Origin of the sequence: Psychrobacter frigidicola (assembly GCF_007997305.1) — a bacterium.
In the GTDB taxonomy this organism is placed as follows: domain Bacteria; phylum Pseudomonadota; class Gammaproteobacteria; order Pseudomonadales; family Moraxellaceae; genus Psychrobacter; species Psychrobacter frigidicola.
In genome coordinates, this window is the sequence record NZ_VORZ01000002.1 from 168,679 (window position 1) to 186,878 (window position 18,200).

At 41.0% G+C, this 18,200-nt stretch carries 18 protein-coding genes; 14 read left to right on the forward strand and 4 right to left on the reverse strand.

The features are described 5' to 3' along the window. Nucleotides 1-151: 151 nt before the first annotated feature. From ES754_RS07305 to ES754_RS07340, 9 genes are all read left to right on the forward strand, one after another. Nucleotides 152-586 (forward strand): ribosome-binding factor A, encoded by a 435-nt coding sequence (locus tag ES754_RS07305; protein ID WP_147223544.1) that lies wholly within the window; start codon nucleotides 152-154, stop codon nucleotides 584-586. Nucleotides 587-609: 23 nt separating this feature from the next. Beyond that, nucleotides 610-1,716 (forward strand): tRNA pseudouridine(55) synthase TruB, encoded by a 1,107-nt coding sequence (truB, locus tag ES754_RS07310; RefSeq protein ID WP_147223545.1) that lies wholly within the window; start codon nucleotides 610-612, stop codon nucleotides 1,714-1,716. Between the two features lie 224 nt (nucleotides 1,717-1,940). Continuing rightward, nucleotides 1,941-2,468 carry a type 1 glutamine amidotransferase domain-containing protein gene (locus ES754_RS07315; RefSeq protein ID WP_147223546.1) on the forward strand — a complete coding sequence of 176 codons (528 nt, stop codon included), beginning with the start codon at nucleotides 1,941-1,943 and terminating at the stop codon, nucleotides 2,466-2,468. 91 nt (nucleotides 2,469-2,559) lie between these two features. Continuing rightward, on the forward strand, nucleotides 2,560-2,727 hold the full coding sequence (locus tag ES754_RS12090) for a hypothetical protein (protein WP_170231092.1): 168 nt from the start codon (nucleotides 2,560-2,562) through the stop codon (nucleotides 2,725-2,727). A gap of 139 nt (nucleotides 2,728-2,866) precedes the next feature. Beyond that, nucleotides 2,867-3,046 (forward strand): hypothetical protein, encoded by a 180-nt coding sequence (locus tag ES754_RS07320; RefSeq protein WP_147223547.1) that lies wholly within the window; start codon nucleotides 2,867-2,869, stop codon nucleotides 3,044-3,046. Between the two features lie 338 nt (nucleotides 3,047-3,384). Then, nucleotides 3,385-3,651, forward strand: coding sequence for a 30S ribosomal protein S15 (rpsO, locus tag ES754_RS07325; RefSeq protein WP_147223548.1), 267 nt, complete (start codon nucleotides 3,385-3,387; stop codon nucleotides 3,649-3,651). A gap of 636 nt (nucleotides 3,652-4,287) precedes the next feature. Beyond that, nucleotides 4,288-6,384 carry a polyribonucleotide nucleotidyltransferase gene (gene pnp / locus ES754_RS07330; protein WP_147223875.1) on the forward strand — a complete coding sequence of 699 codons (2,097 nt, stop codon included), beginning with the start codon at nucleotides 4,288-4,290 and terminating at the stop codon, nucleotides 6,382-6,384. A gap of 451 nt (nucleotides 6,385-6,835) precedes the next feature. Continuing rightward, nucleotides 6,836-7,174, forward strand: a complete 339-nt coding sequence (locus tag ES754_RS07335) for a hypothetical protein (protein WP_147223549.1) — start codon at nucleotides 6,836-6,838, stop codon at nucleotides 7,172-7,174. Nucleotides 7,175-7,677: 503 nt separating this feature from the next. Continuing rightward, nucleotides 7,678-9,204: an acetyl-CoA hydrolase/transferase family protein gene (locus ES754_RS07340; protein ID WP_147223550.1), complete on the forward strand. Its 1,527-nt coding sequence runs from the start codon at nucleotides 7,678-7,680 to the stop codon at nucleotides 9,202-9,204. A 214-nt stretch (nucleotides 9,205-9,418) separates the two neighbouring features. Here ES754_RS07340 and ES754_RS07345 read toward each other — a convergent pair whose 3' ends face one another. The 4 genes from ES754_RS07345 to ES754_RS07360 all read right to left on the reverse strand — a co-directional run bounded on the left by ES754_RS07345 (nucleotide 9,419) and on the right by ES754_RS07360 (nucleotide 13,150). After that, on the reverse strand, nucleotides 9,419-9,925 hold the full coding sequence (locus ES754_RS07345; RefSeq protein ID WP_147223551.1) for a M48 metallopeptidase family protein: 507 nt from the start codon (nucleotides 9,923-9,925) through the stop codon (nucleotides 9,419-9,421). A 65-nt stretch (nucleotides 9,926-9,990) separates the two neighbouring features. Beyond that, a complete protein-coding gene (locus ES754_RS07350) occupies nucleotides 9,991-10,569 on the reverse strand; it encodes a hypothetical protein (RefSeq protein WP_147223552.1) in 579 nt (192 codons plus the stop codon). Nucleotides 10,570-10,705: 136 nt separating this feature from the next. Then, complete coding sequence (locus tag ES754_RS07355) at nucleotides 10,706-10,963, reverse strand: YheV family putative metal-binding protein (protein WP_147223553.1); 258 nt, start codon at nucleotides 10,961-10,963, stop codon at nucleotides 10,706-10,708. Beyond that, nucleotides 10,964-13,150, reverse strand: a complete 2,187-nt coding sequence (locus ES754_RS07360; protein WP_147223554.1) for a M3 family metallopeptidase — start codon at nucleotides 13,148-13,150, stop codon at nucleotides 10,964-10,966. A 435-nt stretch (nucleotides 13,151-13,585) separates the two neighbouring features. Between ES754_RS07360 and ES754_RS07365 the strand changes: the two genes are divergently transcribed. From ES754_RS07365 to ES754_RS07385, 5 genes are all read left to right on the forward strand, one after another. Further along, complete coding sequence (locus tag ES754_RS07365) at nucleotides 13,586-14,698, forward strand: AOC03_06830 family ribosome hibernation factor (RefSeq protein WP_147223555.1); 1,113 nt, start codon at nucleotides 13,586-13,588, stop codon at nucleotides 14,696-14,698. A 232-nt stretch (nucleotides 14,699-14,930) separates the two neighbouring features. Then, complete coding sequence (locus ES754_RS07370) at nucleotides 14,931-15,740, forward strand: glutathione S-transferase N-terminal domain-containing protein (protein ID WP_227677859.1); 810 nt, start codon at nucleotides 14,931-14,933, stop codon at nucleotides 15,738-15,740. 179 nt (nucleotides 15,741-15,919) lie between these two features. Further along, nucleotides 15,920-16,696, forward strand: coding sequence for an endonuclease/exonuclease/phosphatase family protein (locus ES754_RS07375; RefSeq protein WP_227677860.1), 777 nt, complete (start codon nucleotides 15,920-15,922; stop codon nucleotides 16,694-16,696). 125 nt (nucleotides 16,697-16,821) lie between these two features. Continuing rightward, a complete protein-coding gene (locus tag ES754_RS07380; protein WP_147223556.1) occupies nucleotides 16,822-17,844 on the forward strand; it encodes an NADP-dependent oxidoreductase in 1,023 nt (340 codons plus the stop codon). Between the two features lie 83 nt (nucleotides 17,845-17,927). After that, nucleotides 17,928-18,125 carry a hypothetical protein gene (locus ES754_RS07385; protein WP_147223557.1) on the forward strand — a complete coding sequence of 66 codons (198 nt, stop codon included), beginning with the start codon at nucleotides 17,928-17,930 and terminating at the stop codon, nucleotides 18,123-18,125. Nucleotides 18,126-18,200: the final 75 nt, after the last annotated feature.

Sequence of the window (18,200 nt, forward strand, 5' to 3'; positions counted from 1 at the left end):
GCCTAACAGGTTCATCCTGCTAGGCCTTTTTTATTATATATAACAAGCCTGTAATGCTTATATTAAAAAATATATTTACTAGCAACTATTATTTATTATCGATTCGATAGTAAACCTCTACCAAATTATGACTAAGAAATAGGATAATAATATGAACCAACGCTTACAACGTTTAGCGGACCAAATTCAGCGCGAGCTTGCTGTTCTTATTCGTGATGCAGTGAACGATCCGCGCCTGACCGGTTTTGTGACCATCTCTAGTGTTAAAGTCAGTCCTGACTTGGGCTATGCAGATGTTTATGTCACCATCATGGAACCTGAGCTCAACGATGCTATGAATATGACTGATCATGAGCAGAGTGTGCAAGTTTTAAACAAAGCAGCTGGATTTTTGCGTACAGAGCTAAGCCATAGCCTAAAAACCCGCACCACCCCGCGACTGCGTTTTCATTATGACGAAGTCACCGCCCGTGGTAACTATATGATGGATTTGATTAGCCAAGCGGTTACTAAAACTGAGAAAAACGAAGCTGAAGAGCAAGAAACAGAACAGCAACAAACAGAACAGCAACAAACAGACCAGTAAGAAATAAAAGAGTAGTGACCATCATGTCCATATCGCCGAACCAAGCAAGTACAAAGCAAATTAAGACAAAGCCTGCCTCTAAACAAAAAATTTCTGGCGTTATTTTAATTGATAAGCCTATGGGAATGACCTCGCAGCAAGTAGTATCCAAGGTGAAATATTTATTTAAATCACCTGTGTATGACAGTAAGAAAGCAGGGCATACCGGAACGCTTGATCCCATGGCAACTGGACTACTGCCAATTTGCTTAGGGGAGGCGACCAAATTCAGTCACTATCAGCTTGACGCTGATAAATCCTATCAAGCGACGATATTGCTTGGGGCTCAGACTGACACGGGCGATGCTGATGGCAAGATTACAGCTGAAATGGCTATTCCAATCTTTGATCAGGACTTACTAGAAAGTCTTTCTCAGCAATTCTTGGGTGCTCAGCAGCAGATTCCACCGATGTACTCTGCGCTCAAAAAAGACGGCAAAAAGCTTTATGAATATGCACGTGCTGGCATAGAGGTTGAGCGTGCGCCTCGAGACATAGTGCTTAAGGCGGTTACTCTAACAGTGATTGATGAGCGCCAGATTCAGCTGACGGTCACTTGCACTAAAGGCACCTACGTGCGCGTGCTAGCAGAGGATATTGCCAAAGCATTAGGAACCTTAGGACATCTAACCGCATTACGTCGTCTCCAAGTCGGCGAGTTTCGGCTCGAAGAGGCAATCACTGTGGCGCAATTAGAAGAGCAAACGCCAGACAGTCGGAGGGCGCAATTGCTACCGGTAGATGCTTGCGTAAACATTAAGGCTGAATTGATGCTAACGGCTCTACAGGTTGAGCGCGTACGCCAAGGCCAGCGTCTGAATGTATTTGACCAGCTTACAGCTGAGTTGCAAGACTATATTTTGAATACTTTGCAAACCACGCAGTTAGAGACAAGCGTCGAAAGCGTTGTCCAAAATATGGATATTCTTGATAGTAACGATAGAGAAGATGCTCAGGGTAGCCTTGCACCACTGCTACAACATGAACAACCAGTAGATATTCGCCTACTTAATGACCAAGGTCAGTTTATCGGCTTAGGCGCGGTCAGTCTTAACGGAAGGCTGCAACCTAAGAAGCTTATCCAAATATAGTGCCAGCTATTTCATAGAACCATTGTTTTAATTCACTAACTTAACCACCTCATAACTTACTAGCGTCTTACATTAATCACATACTGTCACATTTAATTGCAGGTTTCACCTATCGTGAAACCTGCTTTTTTTATATGATAATCAAATCAACAACAGCGAATTCTAGAAAATAATAAAAATAAGTCAATTTATAAATACATACGTATAATTATATAAGGAGTTATATGAAGACGATAGCTTTCCTATTACACAATAACTTTGAACAAGCAGAATACGAAGACGTTAATAACCAACTTAAAGAGAAAGGTTATAAAACTATTCTTATTACTACTAATAAGGATAAAGAAGTCCAAGCCATGAATCAAGATGTCAATAAAGGTGATACTTTTACTGCCGATATCTTTTCAAAAGATGCCCAGGTCGCTAATTACGATGCGCTAGTAGTTCCAGGTGGTACTGTAAATGCTGATACCATACGTGGTAATAAAGAAGCCCATAATATAATTAATGCTATCAATGATGCAGGTAAACCACTAGCTGTTATTTGTCATGCTCCTTGGACTCTCATTAATACTGGCATTGCTAAAGGCAAAACTTTGACTGCTTATAGTACTTTGCAAACTGATCTTGAAAACGCTGGTGCAACTTTCGTAGATAAAACTGTACAGGTAGATGGGAATTTGATTACATCACGTAATCCAGATGATATTAAGAACTTTGTTGACGCCATTGATAAAGCGCTATCTGCATAAATAATATTGACTGTACCCAATAATATTTTTCTATCAATCCTTAAGAAATTAAATTTTAAACCACTTAACTATAACGAAAAAGGAAATTACCATGGCTAACCCTAATCCAAATGACACAAACTTTGAGCAACAACGTTCTGACGCAGCTGAAGCCTCATTGAAAAATCAAACTGAAAGTAACTACACTAAAGATACAGAAGCTGCCGCAGATCGTATCGCTGACAATGCAGAAGAAGCTAAGAACAAGAAAGAAAAGTAAGTTTTAGTTCGTTTTAGCAGCATGTATTGTTCACATAGATTCTTAACCAAAGATGCTGACTATTTATTTGGTTGGCATTTTTGGTGTTGAGCTCTTCAAAAAATGAACGTCATTAATAAAATAGACTAGGAGATATATCATGGATAAGCCTGAGAAAGACATGGATGCGCAAGAAAAGAAAATACAAAAGCTAGCTGATGATATTGACCCTAGTGAAGATATCATTCCTGATAGCCTAGCTGAAGCAACAACTGCGCCCTTAGCTGATGAGGCGCTTGGCGGCAATGCTACGCAAGACGACATTAAAAAAGATAAATAAGTTTGTAAGGCCTTTTAGGCTAACATCTTAAAGCTTTACTATGAAATACTTTCATGTAGAAAAGCTTTTATGCAAGTTGTTCAAGTACGACAATATTATCGATATTTCTGTCAAAAAAACTACTGAAAACTAACATGGAAATTTGCTGTTAGTTCAGCGGTTTTTTGTTATAATTGCGCCACGCCAATATATGTGTTTGCTGGCCACTAGGTCAACTCTAGTAATGCAGGGTTGTCCTGAATGGCAAGCGGACTATTTTATTTATACTATTCTACTGTTCCATAACGGCTCAAACTCACTGAGTACCTTTGGAGCTTATAGCATTGCCGGAGAAACTTATGCTAACTAACACTGACCGCGAACAAATCATTGCTCAATACCAACGCGGCGAAAACGATACAGGGTCACCTGAAGTACAAGTGGCTTTATTAAGCGCGCGTATCAATGATTTACAAAGCCATTTTAAAGCACATAAAGCAGATCACCATAGCCGCCGTGGTCTTATCCGTATGGTTAATACCCGTCGTAAATTGCTTGATTACCTAAAAGGTAAAGATTTGGGTCGTTATACGACTTTGATCAGCCAATTGGGTCTACGTCGTTAATTTATCGACATTGATGATAACGTTGTTCAAGCTATCGGCTATTAAATAAGATCAGGTATGCTACACATTTGCATCACAAAGCTGAAGTAAGACAAAGGTTATTATCGATATGAATGTTGAGCAGTACAAAAACGGTGTGGAATAGATTCACACCGTTTTTTTTGTGGTTGTAAGATTGATGTGGGAAAGTCTCAATCTTAGAAACTGTAAGATAAGAAAGTGAGCCGTTCCTACAATTTTGCAATTAATTGGTCAATGTCTGCAATTCCCTGTAAAATAGTGCACTGTGAATTTCTACAGTATGGTGACTATGTCTTTAAACATAGACGATCGTCAAATACCTATTACTATGCTAACAGGCAACTAAATACAGACTTTATTAATATTCGTATAAATAGGCATAGAAAACAGAATTTGTATCAACAAGGTACCGTAGTACGATAAGTAAGTGGTAATAGTAGAGGCCGTTATAAGCACAGTGCTTATTAACACTCATCCTAGTTATACCGACTTTACATATAATAGTGATAACAGCAGAATACAAAAGATTTCAACGATCAATATTAGATTGCCAATGCAATCGATATTATTCTCGTCACTCAACATTAGGAACAAGACTATATGACAAACCCATCAATGTTTAACACCATTAAGCGTGAATTCCAATACGGCGACCAGCAAGTTGTCATTGAAACCGGCCGTATTGCTCGCCAAGCCAACTCTATCTTAGTACATATGGGCGGCGTAACTGTATTAGTAGCAGCCGTTGTTAAGTCCGAAGCAAAAGAAGGCCAAAACTTCTTTCCATTGACCGTTAACTATCAAGAAAAAATGTATGCTGCAGGTAAAATTCCAGGTGCTTATGGCAAACGTGAAGGCCGTGCCAGTGAGTCTGAAACCTTAACCTCGCGTTTGATTGACCGTCCGATTCGTCCGCTTTTCCCTGAAGGTTATTTGAACGAAATTCAAATCACAGCGACGGTTGTATCATCAGACAAGAGTCAATCAGCCGATATCGCGGCATTGATTGGTGCCTCAGCTGCACTAGCTATCTCTGACGCGCCATTTAATGGCCCTGTTGCCGGTGCACGCGTTGGTTTTATTAACGGTGAATATGTTTTAAACCCGACTCTTGAACAGCTTAAAGAGAGTGATCTTGATCTAATCGTTGCTGGTACGAAATCAGCAGTGTTGATGGTTGAATCTGAAGCAAAAGAGTTATCAGAAGACCAAATGCTAGGTGCAGTATTATATGGGCATCAGCAGCAGCAAATCGTTATCGATAATGTTGCCTCATTAGCAGAAGAAGTGGGCACGGCTAAACAGCAGTTTACTTCTCCTACGCGTGACGAAGCCTTATCAAATAGTATGAAAGAGCAGTTCGGCGCGCAAGTTTCTGATGCTTATACTATTACTGATAAGCAAGAGCGTTACACTAAGCTTGATGAGGTTAGACAAGCCGCTATTGATGCGCTTGCTGGTGATACAGAAGCAGAAACGTATAGCAGCAACGTATCTGAGCTAAAAGAAATCTATAACGATCTAAAATATCGTACCGTTCGTGACAACATCTTGTCTGGTAAACCACGTATTGATGGTCGTGATCTTGACACCGTTCGTGCTATTGATGTGCAAGTAGGTGTATTACCATTTACTCATGGTTCAGCGTTATTTACTCGTGGTGAAACCCAGGCTTTGGTAACGACTACTCTTGGTAACAGCCGTGATGTGAATATGATTGACTCGCTAGCGGGTACGATTCGTGACCATTTCATGTTGCATTATAACTTCCCGCATTTCTCAGTAGGTGAGACGGGTCGAGAAGGCGTGCCAAAACGTCGTGAAATTGGTCATGGTCGCCTAGCGCGCCGCGGTGTGCAAGCGATGCTTCCTGATAGCGAACGCTTCCCGTATGTTATCCGCGTAGTATCAGAGATTACTGAATCTAACGGTTCATCGTCTATGGCTTCTGTTTGCGGCGCAAGTTTAGCATTGATGGATGCTGGCGTACCACTAAAAGCACCGGTTGCTGGTATCGCGATGGGTCTGGTTAAAGAAGGTGAACGTTTTGCCGTATTGTCTGATATCTTAGGTGATGAAGATCATTTAGGCGATATGGACTTTAAAGTTGCCGGTTCTAAAGACGGTATTACCGCTCTGCAAATGGATATCAAAATCGAAGGAATTACCCCAGATATCATGGAGCAAGCGTTAAAACAAGCCCATGCTGGTCGTATCCATATTTTAGATGCGATGAATAAAGTATTACCTGCAAGCCGTACTGAAATCAATGCTCATGCGCCTAACTATGCCGTTATCGAAATCAACCCTGACAAAATCCGTGATGTTATCGGCAAAGGTGGCGCAACGATTCGTCAGTTAACCGAAGAAACTGGGGCGGTTATTGATATTGATGATGCGGGTACTATTCGTATCTTTGGTGAAAATAAAGCGGCTACTAAAGCAGCTATTGGTAAAATCGAAGCCTTAACTGCTGAAGTTGAAGTTGGCAAGGTTTATGAAGGTACCGTTGCTCGTATCGTTGATTTTGGTGCATTCGTTAACGTCTTGCCCAATACTGATGGTCTTGTTCACATCTCACAAATCGCAGATGAGCGCGTAGAGAATGTCTCTGACTATCTAAAAGAAGGACAAGTTGTGAAAGTATTGGTACAAGACGTCGACAACCGCGGTCGTATCAAGTTGACTATGAAAGGTGTTGAACAGAGCTAAGTCTAATTAATGACATTTTTCTGGTTTAATATCATATAGTTTTAATATTATAAGAACACCGCTTTGAGAAATTTCTCAAGGCGGTTTTTTTGTGGATCCAATATTTTTTCTAATTAAATAGTAGTAAGCAACAAAAAATATGCGCTTCATTTTTGACTTAGATTTAGAGTATTATATACGAGGCTCTAAACAAACTGTACTATTGTATGTAGTAAGTAAGCTTTAGAAAGTGATGCATAGCTAACAATTATTTATTTTAATGAGATAGTATTAGTTTACATTTACCTGTAGTTATTAATTCATAGTTATCTAAAGCGAGGATTAGTTTAATTACTGGAGGTTGTCCGTCTGAGATTAATGCTCTCTGTCTGAAACTCATAAAAAGGCTTGCTAAAGATTTCCTTTTGTTCAACCATTCATATAGTAAAAATCATAGAGCAAGGGGATTGTTTTGAAGTTTCCGACAGTAAGACAGTTTCTATTTAGTCGTAAAGCAGAACAGGAATACACTGAATATGACCCTGATAATTTAACTCAGCATACGGCTGATCTGTTGAAGAGAAATGCTAGTATGTGCCGTTGTGGTGGTCTAGCGCCTCCTATCGAGGAAAAAGGACATATTTACAGATGTGTCCGATGTAACAAGGAGTTTTCTAATATTAGTTATAATTTAGGACGTAGACAGCGAAAAGAACTCTTAAATGCATTACCTAAAAACTCTAGTCAATTAATCGATATGGACTACTACGATACGGCTATTATATTATTAAAAAAAGAAGACAAACGCTGATACTAAAATAACTAGAACACAAGTATTAATTAAGGTTAATGTTTAAGTAGACCTCAATCTAGAGACCGTAAACTTAATATCTACGGTCTTTTCTATATCACTAAGATGTTGAGCTTAATATCTAGCACAGGCTGCTTAAAAACTTATATAAGTCCGTATTATTCAATCAATATATATATTTTTCCTCTGAATCCATTTATCTCAAGTATGAGGCTTCTTGCCTATAAACATGCCGTACTCTAGCTGACTTCTTAAAGTGGACTAGTGGTAATTTTGAAAACTAAATACAGCAACTTATCGATATAGTGTGGTCAACAGTAGAATGACTATTGGCATTCTAAAAGATAAGGTTAGATGGTGATATCACTCCTTGAGACAAGCTACTCGCATTTCATGATGAATTTGTTTAAGATACTGAAACGAAACTGTATTAGTGAGTTCGTTTCAATTTTCCCTCATTTATTGAGGATTAATTTAATATGGAAGTTACTAGGAGAAGCGGTATGACATCACTGAACCATGAAGGGCGTGTACTCCACGAAGGATTGAGTAAAAAAATCATGTCTGCTGATGAAGCGGCTGCATTTATTAAGAATGATATGAATGTGGGTATGAGTGGCTTTACCGGTGCTGGTTATCCCAAAGCCATACCAGCGGCGCTTGCCAAACACATGGAAGCCGCGCATGCACGTGGTCAAGACTTTCAAATTGGTCTATTGACTGGCGCTTCTACGGCTACTGAATGTGATGGCGTGTTAGCTGATGCTAAAGGTATCAAATGGCGTACTCCTTATCAGTCAGAGCCGGCATTACGTAAACAAATTAATGCTGGCGAAGCTTATTATTTTGATATGCATTTATCACATGTGGCACAACAAAGCACCATTGGCTTTTATGGCGATATGCATATGGCTGTCGTTGAAGTGTCCGGTATCCTGCCGGATGGTCGCCTCATTCCTTCGACCTCCATTGGTACCAGTAATGCTTGGTTAGAAAATGCTGACCATATTATCTTAGAAGTCAATGCTCAACAAAGTTTAATGCTTGAGGGCATGCATGACGTTTATAATGATATTGGTATGCCGCCAAATCGTAAACCCATTCCACTGGTTACCCCAGGCGGGCGTATTGGCGTTCCGTACCTACATTGTGATATGGATAAAGTCGTCGCTGTCGTCTTAACCAACTCACCAGATCGCAACAGCAAGTTTGCTGACCCCGATGAATGCTCAAATCAAATTGCTAGCCATATCATTGATTTCTTTCATGAGGAAGTCAAAAAAGGCCGGATGCCAAAAAATCTATTGCCAATTCAATCTGGTGTAGGCAACGTGGCCAATGCAGTATTGGCAGGACTACAAAACAGCCCGTTTGAGCAATTAACAGGCTACACCGAAGTCTTACAAGACGGGATGCTTGATCTCATCATGTCTGGCAAAATGACCATGGCCTCTGCCACTGCGCTGTCATTAAGCCCAGATGCGCTTGAGCGCTTTAATGCCAACATTGAAGAGCTGCGTGCTCGCATTGTGTTGCGTCCACAAGAGATCACCAATCACCCAGAAGTGGCGCGTCGCTTAGGCGTTCTTGCAATCAATGCCATGATTGAGTGTGACCTTTATGGTAACGTCAACTCAACCCACGTCATGGGTACAAATATGATGAATGGTTTGGGTGGTTCAGGCGACTTTGCGCGTAACGCTTACACCTCATTCTTTGTGTCGCCATCAGTAGCTAAAGATGGCGCAATCTCCTGTATCACGCCAATGGTATCGCACCATGACCATACTGAGCATGATGTGATGGTGATTGTGACTGAGCAAGGTTTAGCTGATTTGCGTGGTCTTGCGCCACGTCAACGTGCTCAAGCGATTATCGATAACTGCGCGCATCCAGACTATCGTCCGATGCTGCAAGATTATTTTGATCGCGCATCTAGCACAGCGGGGATGCAAACGCCGCATATCCTTAACGAATCATTATCATGGCATCAACGCTACGTCGAAACGGGTGACATGCGTATCAAGTAAGCGTATAAAGTCGCTTTACTGTTAATAGTAAAGTGAGCAACGCCAGTCAAGTAGAAAAAAGCACCCCTTATCTGTTACTCGGATAAGGGGCGCTTTTATATATGCTCATATAACTAAGCAATAATAGATAATAATAAAACGATTGGGTGGATTATAAATTCTAAGTAATGATTAAGGTATATGCATAAGCTATCAGTAAAAAAATTAATTATAACTAAAACAAACTACTGTCTCGCCACTGCAACCATAACCTCGTATCTAACTCAAATTGATGATAATCAGGTTCCATATGGCAGCACAATTGATAAAAAGCTTTGTCATGCTCTTTTTCTTTAAAATGCGCCAATTCATGAACGACAATCATCCGTAAAAATTCTGGCGGTGCTTCTTTAAATAAGCTGGCTACTGTAATACTGTTATGCGCCTTAAGCTTACTGCCTTGCACTCGTGATTGATAAGTATGAATGCCCAATGCTTGATTGAGTACCGCTAGTTTACTGTTATAGCTGACTTGGGTGAGCGAGCCACTCTTGCGCATATACTGATTTCTTATCTCATTAATATACTGATACAGCGCTTTATCACTTTGTATTTGATGCTTAGTGGGATATTTTTTATCCAAATAACCTCCTAATCGACCATCGCTGATAAGCTCTGCCGCTTGAGTTTGAATGTGCTCAGGGTAATGAGCAATGTATTTTAATACGGGTAAGGTAGTCACCAGTTTTATCCTTTACAAAGGGGTGGCAAAGCGCACAGAAGATAAATAATTAATGATTTGCAAAGCTAATTTAGAGTTTGATTTGCCTCAAGCGCTATATTTTTAGGCAGGTGCAAATCAATACGCACTTTTGGTAGGACTTGTAGATGTCTAATAAACAGAGGCAAGGTTTCAGAATGCCAATCTAGAGGAACTGCGTTTGGCGGGTTTTTTGCTTCGCTGTCCTGAGGATTATTGAAGATAAGCGGGCGCGTTAGTAGTGCTATTTTACGAATACCTCGATAACGAATCAGTGGCAACAGTTGTTGCTGCAAATCAAGCAGAGCAGCCGTTAGCCATTGCTCGCGCGTAGGATGATATGGGTGGTCAGAGATGACAAGGTTAGCAATATAGCTGGGCTGATTGCCATTGCTACTGGCACCCAAACCAGCACTTTCTCGTTGACGTTTATGCAGTAGGCAGCTACCCACTAATAAGCTGCTATCACGGCAAGCCCGATGATAGCGTTGATAATTATCTGGATATAGAGTCTTAGTGCGGGTCAGTACTGGGTCTAAAAGCGTGCCGGCAGTATTAACTGGCAACACAAGAACTTGAGCGTTGCTCGTTAAAATAGGGTCATGGGTCAATTGTAAGATAGCCATAAGTTGCCCTAGGAGTTGCAGATTTGATAGGTAAGTTTGATAAGCCGCTTTAATAAATAGCTTTGATAAACAAGCTTGACAAGTCGTCGCCATTGTAGAGTAATGGCGACGACTTATTAATTATGAATACTACTCTTTAAGTCTTAAATTTTACCGTACCGCTGGTACCTGTTGCCATTGCATCACGGGTAAGCTGATCTTCCGCATGATTTTTGGCACTAATTGCATCAGGATCAGGGCGATGTTCTGTGTGGCCGCACTGGGTACATTCAATATATTCATCAGGCTCAGGCGTGATAATATTGACTTGTACCACCGCATCCAAGGTGTGACACTTAGGACAGCTTACCCCTGCTAAGAAGCGCCGTTTTGGTTGGCTAGATTGATAACGCATTTAGCTGGCTGCCTTGTCGTTAGGATGGTTATCATTAAAACCGCTATGACGTAACAAGGCATCGATACTGGCACCGCGACCACGGAAGTTCTCAAAGTTAGTTTTAGCGGGCAAGCTGCCACCCACTGATAAAATAGTCTCACGGAAGGCTTTGCCCGTTATAGGATTAAAGATGCCTTCTTCTTCAAACTTACTAAAGGCATCAGCGGATAACAGCTCCGCCCATTTATAAGAGTAATAACCTGCGGCATAGCCACCGGCAAAGATATGACTAAAGCCATTAGCGAAACGGTTATAGTCAGGAGTTTGCATAATAGCGACATCACTACGCACACCATTCAAAGTGCTTAAAATGCCATCATAATCCAGCGCTGGGGTGTGCGAATGAATCAGTAAATCAAATAATGCGAATTCAATCTGACGTAGGGTTTGCATACCGCTTTGGAAGTTTTTGGCAGCGAGTAGCGCATCCAGCTTATCTTTAGGAAGCGGTTCACCCGTTTCGACATGGCTACTAATAAGGGCAATCCCTTCCGCATCCCACGCCCAGTTTTCCATAAACTGACTGGGTAGCTCGACTGCATCCCACTCAACACCATTCACGCCCGCGACATCGCCAACGGTGACTTGCGTTAATAGATGATGGAGACCATGACCAAATTCATGGAACAAGGTCAATACTTCATCATGGGTAAGCAGACTGGGCTTGCCATCAAGTGCGGGGGTAAAGTTACCAACCATAAAACAAACGGGTAACTGCTGATAGCCTTGCTCTTCATGGGTGTAACGCGACTGAAAACTACTCATCCAGGCGCCGCCACGTTTACCACTGCGGGCAAATAAATCGAAGTAAAACCCACCTACTAACTGATTTTTTTCATCGAATAATTGATAAAAACGTACTTCATCGTGCCAACGTGATGCCGCGTTTTCAGAATGATTGTCTTCATGCTGTTGCTCTTTTACCGTAATGCCGTATAGACGTTCGACAATGGCAAATAAACCATCAATCACTTTTGGTAATGGGAAATACGGACGAATTTCTTCTTGCGATAAGCTGAACTTATCTTGTTTTACCTTTTCAGCAATATAAGCGCTGTCCCATGCCTGCAAGTCGCTGATGCCATAGTCTTTAGCACTGTCTTGTAATTGTGCTAAATCTTGCTCGGCGGTAGGCGTTGCTTGGGCGGCAAGATTGCGTAAGAAAGCTTCAACTTCCGGCACACTGTCTGCCATTTTCGTCGATAATGATACTTCCGCATAATTAGCAAACCCTAGCAGATGGGCTTTTTGTTCGCGTAATTGTAATATCTGCCCCATGATATCGGCGTTGTTTAGAGACAGGCCTTTAGCATTAGTATGTTCATCAAACTCTGAGGCACGGGTCACATAAGCACGGTATAACGTCTCGCGCAGTTCGCGATTATCCGCATGAGTCATAACGGCAATATAAACTGGAATATTTAAAGTAGCGACATAATATTGCGTTGGCAGCGCATCAACTTCCGCCTGCGTTAGGGTGCCCTTTTCTAAAGCGCTGGCTTTGTACTGCTTGCCCGCATCGGCTAATAGATCAAGACCACTGTCAGTCAACCCGGCTAACTGCTCCTCTTTAAGCGGCAGCGCATAAGCTTGAGTGGCATCCAAAATATTGTCTGAGAACGTCGCAGATAAAGTCGATAGCTGACTTTGGATAGCTGCAAATTCATCTTGCTCAGCTTTCGGTAATGCCACTCCTGATAGCTCAAAGCTTTGTAGCGCTAGCTCAATTGCCCGCGCACGTGCCGGTTCAAGTGTGGCCAAAAATGCTTCATCATTCACAATAGTTTTATAACGCATAAATAATGGCTGATGCTGACCAACGCGAGTGCCATAGGCAGACAGTTTCGGTAGCAATTCATGATGCACATGACGAATGTCGTCATTGCTCATCACACTATTAAGATGCGATAAAATACCCCAGCTGCGATCTAAGGCTAAATTAATATGGTCAAAAGTCATCACATCGGTTAAGGCTTGCGCGGCACTGATGCTCTTAACGCTAGTGCTAGTATCAGCATTGATTGGTTGTAGCTTATCTAAAAAAGTATTCGCTTGGTCAATAGCAGCGGTCACTTGGGTTTGCAAATCACTAGGAGCGGTATCGGTAAAGTCAACAAGGTGTAAGTCTGGGGCGAGAATAGGCATAGAGATATCCAGTGTTAAAAAAGAGTTTCATTTATAGTTAAATTTTTTATAGTTTCAGTTTGCTAAGGATTATTTAAATTTAAGGACTATCTAAATGATGGGTATGACCTGTCAATAATGCAACCCAGCGCTTGCCTGCCTTACATTCTATTTATTTATTACGGTCATTTATATATCATGTCAATAGCTATACTTACAAAGTGCCATCATTTGCTTGCAAAGCAACCATACAGCTAGTAGGGTGAAGTTGGTAGGATTGTAGTGGTTGAACACCACAATGAGACTAATAATAAGAAATAACCATTCGCTTAGGAGGTTACATTCCCCGTTAGCCAATTGCTAAATTTTCCACATAATTAAGTGAATAGAATTATTAAGTGAATAAAACGCTCATTTCAAATAAAATTAATGATAATAAAATAAGGAACAATATTTATGAAAGCGACCCTTAAGAGTTTACGCGAAACCAAAGCAAACCCAGCAGTAAGTATCTTTGTTAAGACTCACCGTGAGCATCCAGCTAATGATAAAGACCCTATCGCCTTAAAGAACCAATTAAAAATAGTTGAAGAGCGCCTGACTAACGAGTATGACAAGCGCACAGCAACTACAATTTTAGACAATATTCACGCTAAAACTGATGAGCTGAATCATAATTACAATCTAGACACTTTAGCTATCTTTGCTAGCGCTGATGACGTGCAGATTATCCGTATGCCGCTTGATACGCCAGAACGTGTGGTGATTTCAGACCGCTTTGCAACACGTGATTTAGTTCGTGATATGGCAAGTGCTGTACATTATTATACTGTGGTGCTTACCCGTGATAGTGCGCGTCTCATTGAAGCGGCGAACGATCGCGTTGTAACCGAGCTCACAAAAGATTCTGATAGCCAAAATAATATGGAAAATATTCCGTTTCCTATTGAAAATAATAGCCTGTATAAAACTGGTGATGCTGGTTCTGATCGCTCAGCAGACAAAGAAAACAGTTATCTTAAAGAGTTCTTTAATCAGGTCGATAAAAGCGTACAAGAGCTGTGGGGCGATCATAAAATGCCACTCGTCATCGTCGGTGATGCCCGTAACATTAGCTACTACAATGAAGTCTGTGACCGTCCAGACAACATCATCGCCACTGTGTCTAACCTGACCGAGCTTGAAGAAGGCAGCGCCCAACACATTATTGATGGCGTGCAAGAAGCAGTAGAAGGCTATCGTACTTCGCTACATGAAGCCGCTCTTGGCGAAATTGACAAAGCCCGCGGTGCTAATATGTTAAGTACTGATTTACAAGACGTTTACCGTGCTGCTTTCCAAGGTGCAGGTGAGACTCTATATGTACGTCGCGGTTATATCCAACCTGCTAAGGTTGATGAAAAGGCCCAAACGCTCACTATGTCAGACGATCCCGCTGCTGATGGCGTGACCGATGATGCAGTAGGTTTAATCATCGAGCATGTGATTCATAATGGTGGTAAAGCCGTATTTATGCCAAAAGAGATGATGGGCGAAGATCAACCAATTGCTCTGGTTACACGCTATTAGTAGCTAGTTTTTCAGTAGAGTGCTTAGCACCAATACGGAAGTATTATGTATAAGCATTACTGATAAAAGGCAAAAAATGCTCATAAGGCATTACTAAAAAAGAGCATTGGTTCAATATGAGCTAATGCTCTTTTTGTGTCATATGCTATCGAATTGCTATAAAAATATAAAAGCGGACAACAACTACGAAATCAATGGATACGACAATACGAATATAATAATAAGGATATAAATGATGATTATTCCATATGCTCTCAGTTTTAAGATTAAAAGTCTGCAAGCAACTACCTCGACTCTGTTACGTGGTGGTCTCGGCAATATGGGCACGCCAACCCCTATGCAGCCAGAAAAATCACTGATTTTATATGAATTTGAAGCTTGCCCTTATTCACGCCGCGTACGTGAAGTAATGACACAGCTTAATTTAGACTATGAAAGTCGTCCAAGCCCGCATAGAGGTCACGTTTACCGCGATGAGCTTAAGAAGCTCTCAGGTAAGAAACAAGTTCCTTTTTTAATTGATGAAAATACTGACGATAAAATAGTAGACTCGCAAGCTATTATTGAACATCTATTTGTCCATTATTCTAAAAAAGGTGAGACTCCTGAAAAGTATCAAAAAACGACTGGTGATAATGCAACTTTGACTAATAAGGTAGCCAGTATTGCATCGATGATGCGCGGGGTTAAAGCCGTCCATCCAAAAAAGAACAAAGCACGTGGTAAACCTGATGAGTTGCTACATTTATATGGTTTTGAAGCCAGTCCTTTTTGTCGTTTGGTGCGCGAAAAGTTGAGTACGCTTGAAGTTGGCTACATCAATCACAACGTCGCACGTGAGCAAATAGAAGACATTGGCGTGTTTGGGAAGCGTCTTAAGCTTGGTAAATATAAACCTATTAAAGGTGGCAAACGCGAACATATCATGAAGGAAGACATGCCGGGTAAGCTACAGTTTCCGTATCTTGTTGATCCTAATACCGACACTGAGATGTTTGAATCACAAGATATTATTGACTATTTAGTTAAAACGTACGGTTAGAACTACTACTCCTGTAAAGATAATCGTTTATTAGGCATTATGTTATCTGCTACATCGTTTTGGGTAGTGATGGTTTATGATAGGTAATTACTCGATGAAAACTGTAGGGTAACACCTATATTGCTAACCTAATCCTAACGAGCGGATTAATTATAATAATTGATATTAATGCTTATAATATGACTACGAATTCTATGACTAATCAAACAGAGTCTTTTATCCTGACCAGCTACAACATCCATAAAGGTATGTCACCGCTGAACCGCCAAGTAAAAATGCAAGGTATCGCCCAAGCACTAGATGAGGTAGGCTCAGATGTGCTGTGCCTACAAGAAGTACAAGGGCAAAACCTCAAGCGGAATATGCAATATAACGAATATCCTGACCAGTCGCAGCACGAGTGGTTTGGAGAATTCTTACATCTGCAAAACAGTTATGGCAAAAATTCAGAATACGAAAATGGTCATCATGGTAATGCGGTACTGAGCCGTTTTCCGCTTGACCCCAAACATAACGTCAATATCACCGTGAATAAGCTTGAGCAGCGCGGTGTTTTGCATTGTGAAGTACAGCCCGTAGGTTGGGATATGCCAGTAGTAGTGTTGTGTGCCCATCTTAATCTATTTGAGCGTGACCGTATCAAGCAATATCAAGCGATTAGTGACTATGTACGTCATGAGATTGGCGCTGATCAGCCACTGATTTTGGCAGGTGATTTTAATGATTGGAAAAAGATGTCCTGCGATAAGTTAGCAAGCAGCCTTGGTATGACCGAAGCGTTTAAGCGCTGCCATGGCAAGCTATTACCAACCTTTCCGGCTAAGTTGCCTGTATTGAGCTTAGACCGTATCTACGTGCGTAACTTGTCGGTCAAACGCGCTTGGGTGCATACAGGTAAGCCGTGGTCACAGTTATCAGATCATCTGCCTATTAGTGCAGAGTTAGGGCCGCTATAAGTTTTTAGCCACAACCATTATTATAAAAGCTTTATCAATTAAAGCTTTGAATAAGCACTAAGGATGGAAATAGAAATAAAAATAGAGAGTTTGGATAATAAATAAAAATATAAGGATAATGAAAGATGTCTAATACTTCTACCCCTAAAAATGCTAACAACAAACTACCCAATCAGCAACATGCCGTTGTCATTAATGAATTTGGTACACCAGATGTGATGAATTATCAAGACGGTATTGATATTCCCACTGTTGGTGACAATCAGGTACTAATAAAAGTGGCTTACGCTGGCATCAATCCAGTCGATTATAAAACCCGTCAAGGTAAAGGCTGGGGCGCTGATAATATTCGTAAAGATAAGTTTGACTATGATAAGCCTGCAATCTTAGGCTTTGATGTGGCCGGTGAAGTCATCAGTAGTAAGAGCGAGCAGTTTAAGGTTGGTGACAAGGTTGCTGCGTTAAATTTTGCTGGCGGTTGTTATGGAGAGTATGTGGCCATTGATGCTAAGCTTTTAGCAGCAGTGCCTGAGTCTATCACTTTAAAACAGGCAGGTGCTCTACCTTGTGCTGGCCAAACGGCGCTACAATTCGTTGAGTTTGCTGATATTAAAAAGAACGACCATGTGGTGATGAATGCCCCAGCTGGCGGTGTTGGTCAATTGGTAATTCAGCTGTTAATGGCTAAAATTACAGAAGATGATATCAAAGTGACGGTCATTTGCTCGCCAGAGAAGTATGCCAAGCTTGACCAGTTGATAGATAAAAGCAAGCTGGCAGGTTGGATTGATTACACTAAGGATGACAGCTTTTCTGACTTGCAAGCAGACGTGTTATTAGACTTGGTTGGTGATGATGCAGGAGTACGGGCGCTAAGCTTACTTAAATCTGATGGTCACGTATGTGTGTTGCCATCCATTTGGGTTGATAAGCTAAAAGAGGCAGGCAGTGATAAAAACTTAACTATAGAAGGGTTTGCAGTCACGCCATCTGGACAATCTATGGCCCGCGTTCTTCAGCAAGTCGCTGATGCTACCTTGAAGCTACATATCCAACGAAGCTATCCATTGTCTGAAGTGGTTAAAGCCCATAGCGAACTACAAAAAGGTAGCACTTTTGGTAAAATTGTTTTAGAAGTCACTGCTTAGATTTAACAAAGTAGCCGTTTTAAGCGGCTATGAATTATAAACATTTATAAATAAACAGTTGCAAGATAGATACAGGTAACTTTATGACCCAGCTGCAAATTTTTACTCTGTGTGCATGGGTATTGTATGTACCTTATCACTTTATCATGCAGCAATGGTCGCAAGGCGTTAGCGCAGCGATTCGTATTGACCTACTGTTTATTTATCCAATGTTGGCTTTATTAACCCTTGCCGTTATCTTTCAATGGTTGAGAAAGTACTATAAACGATTGCAAAAGTAAGGTGGTTCACAGGATTTCTTAAAATAGCTAGAGTAGCTAGAGCACCATTATTAATAAAGCTAACTATATTAGACA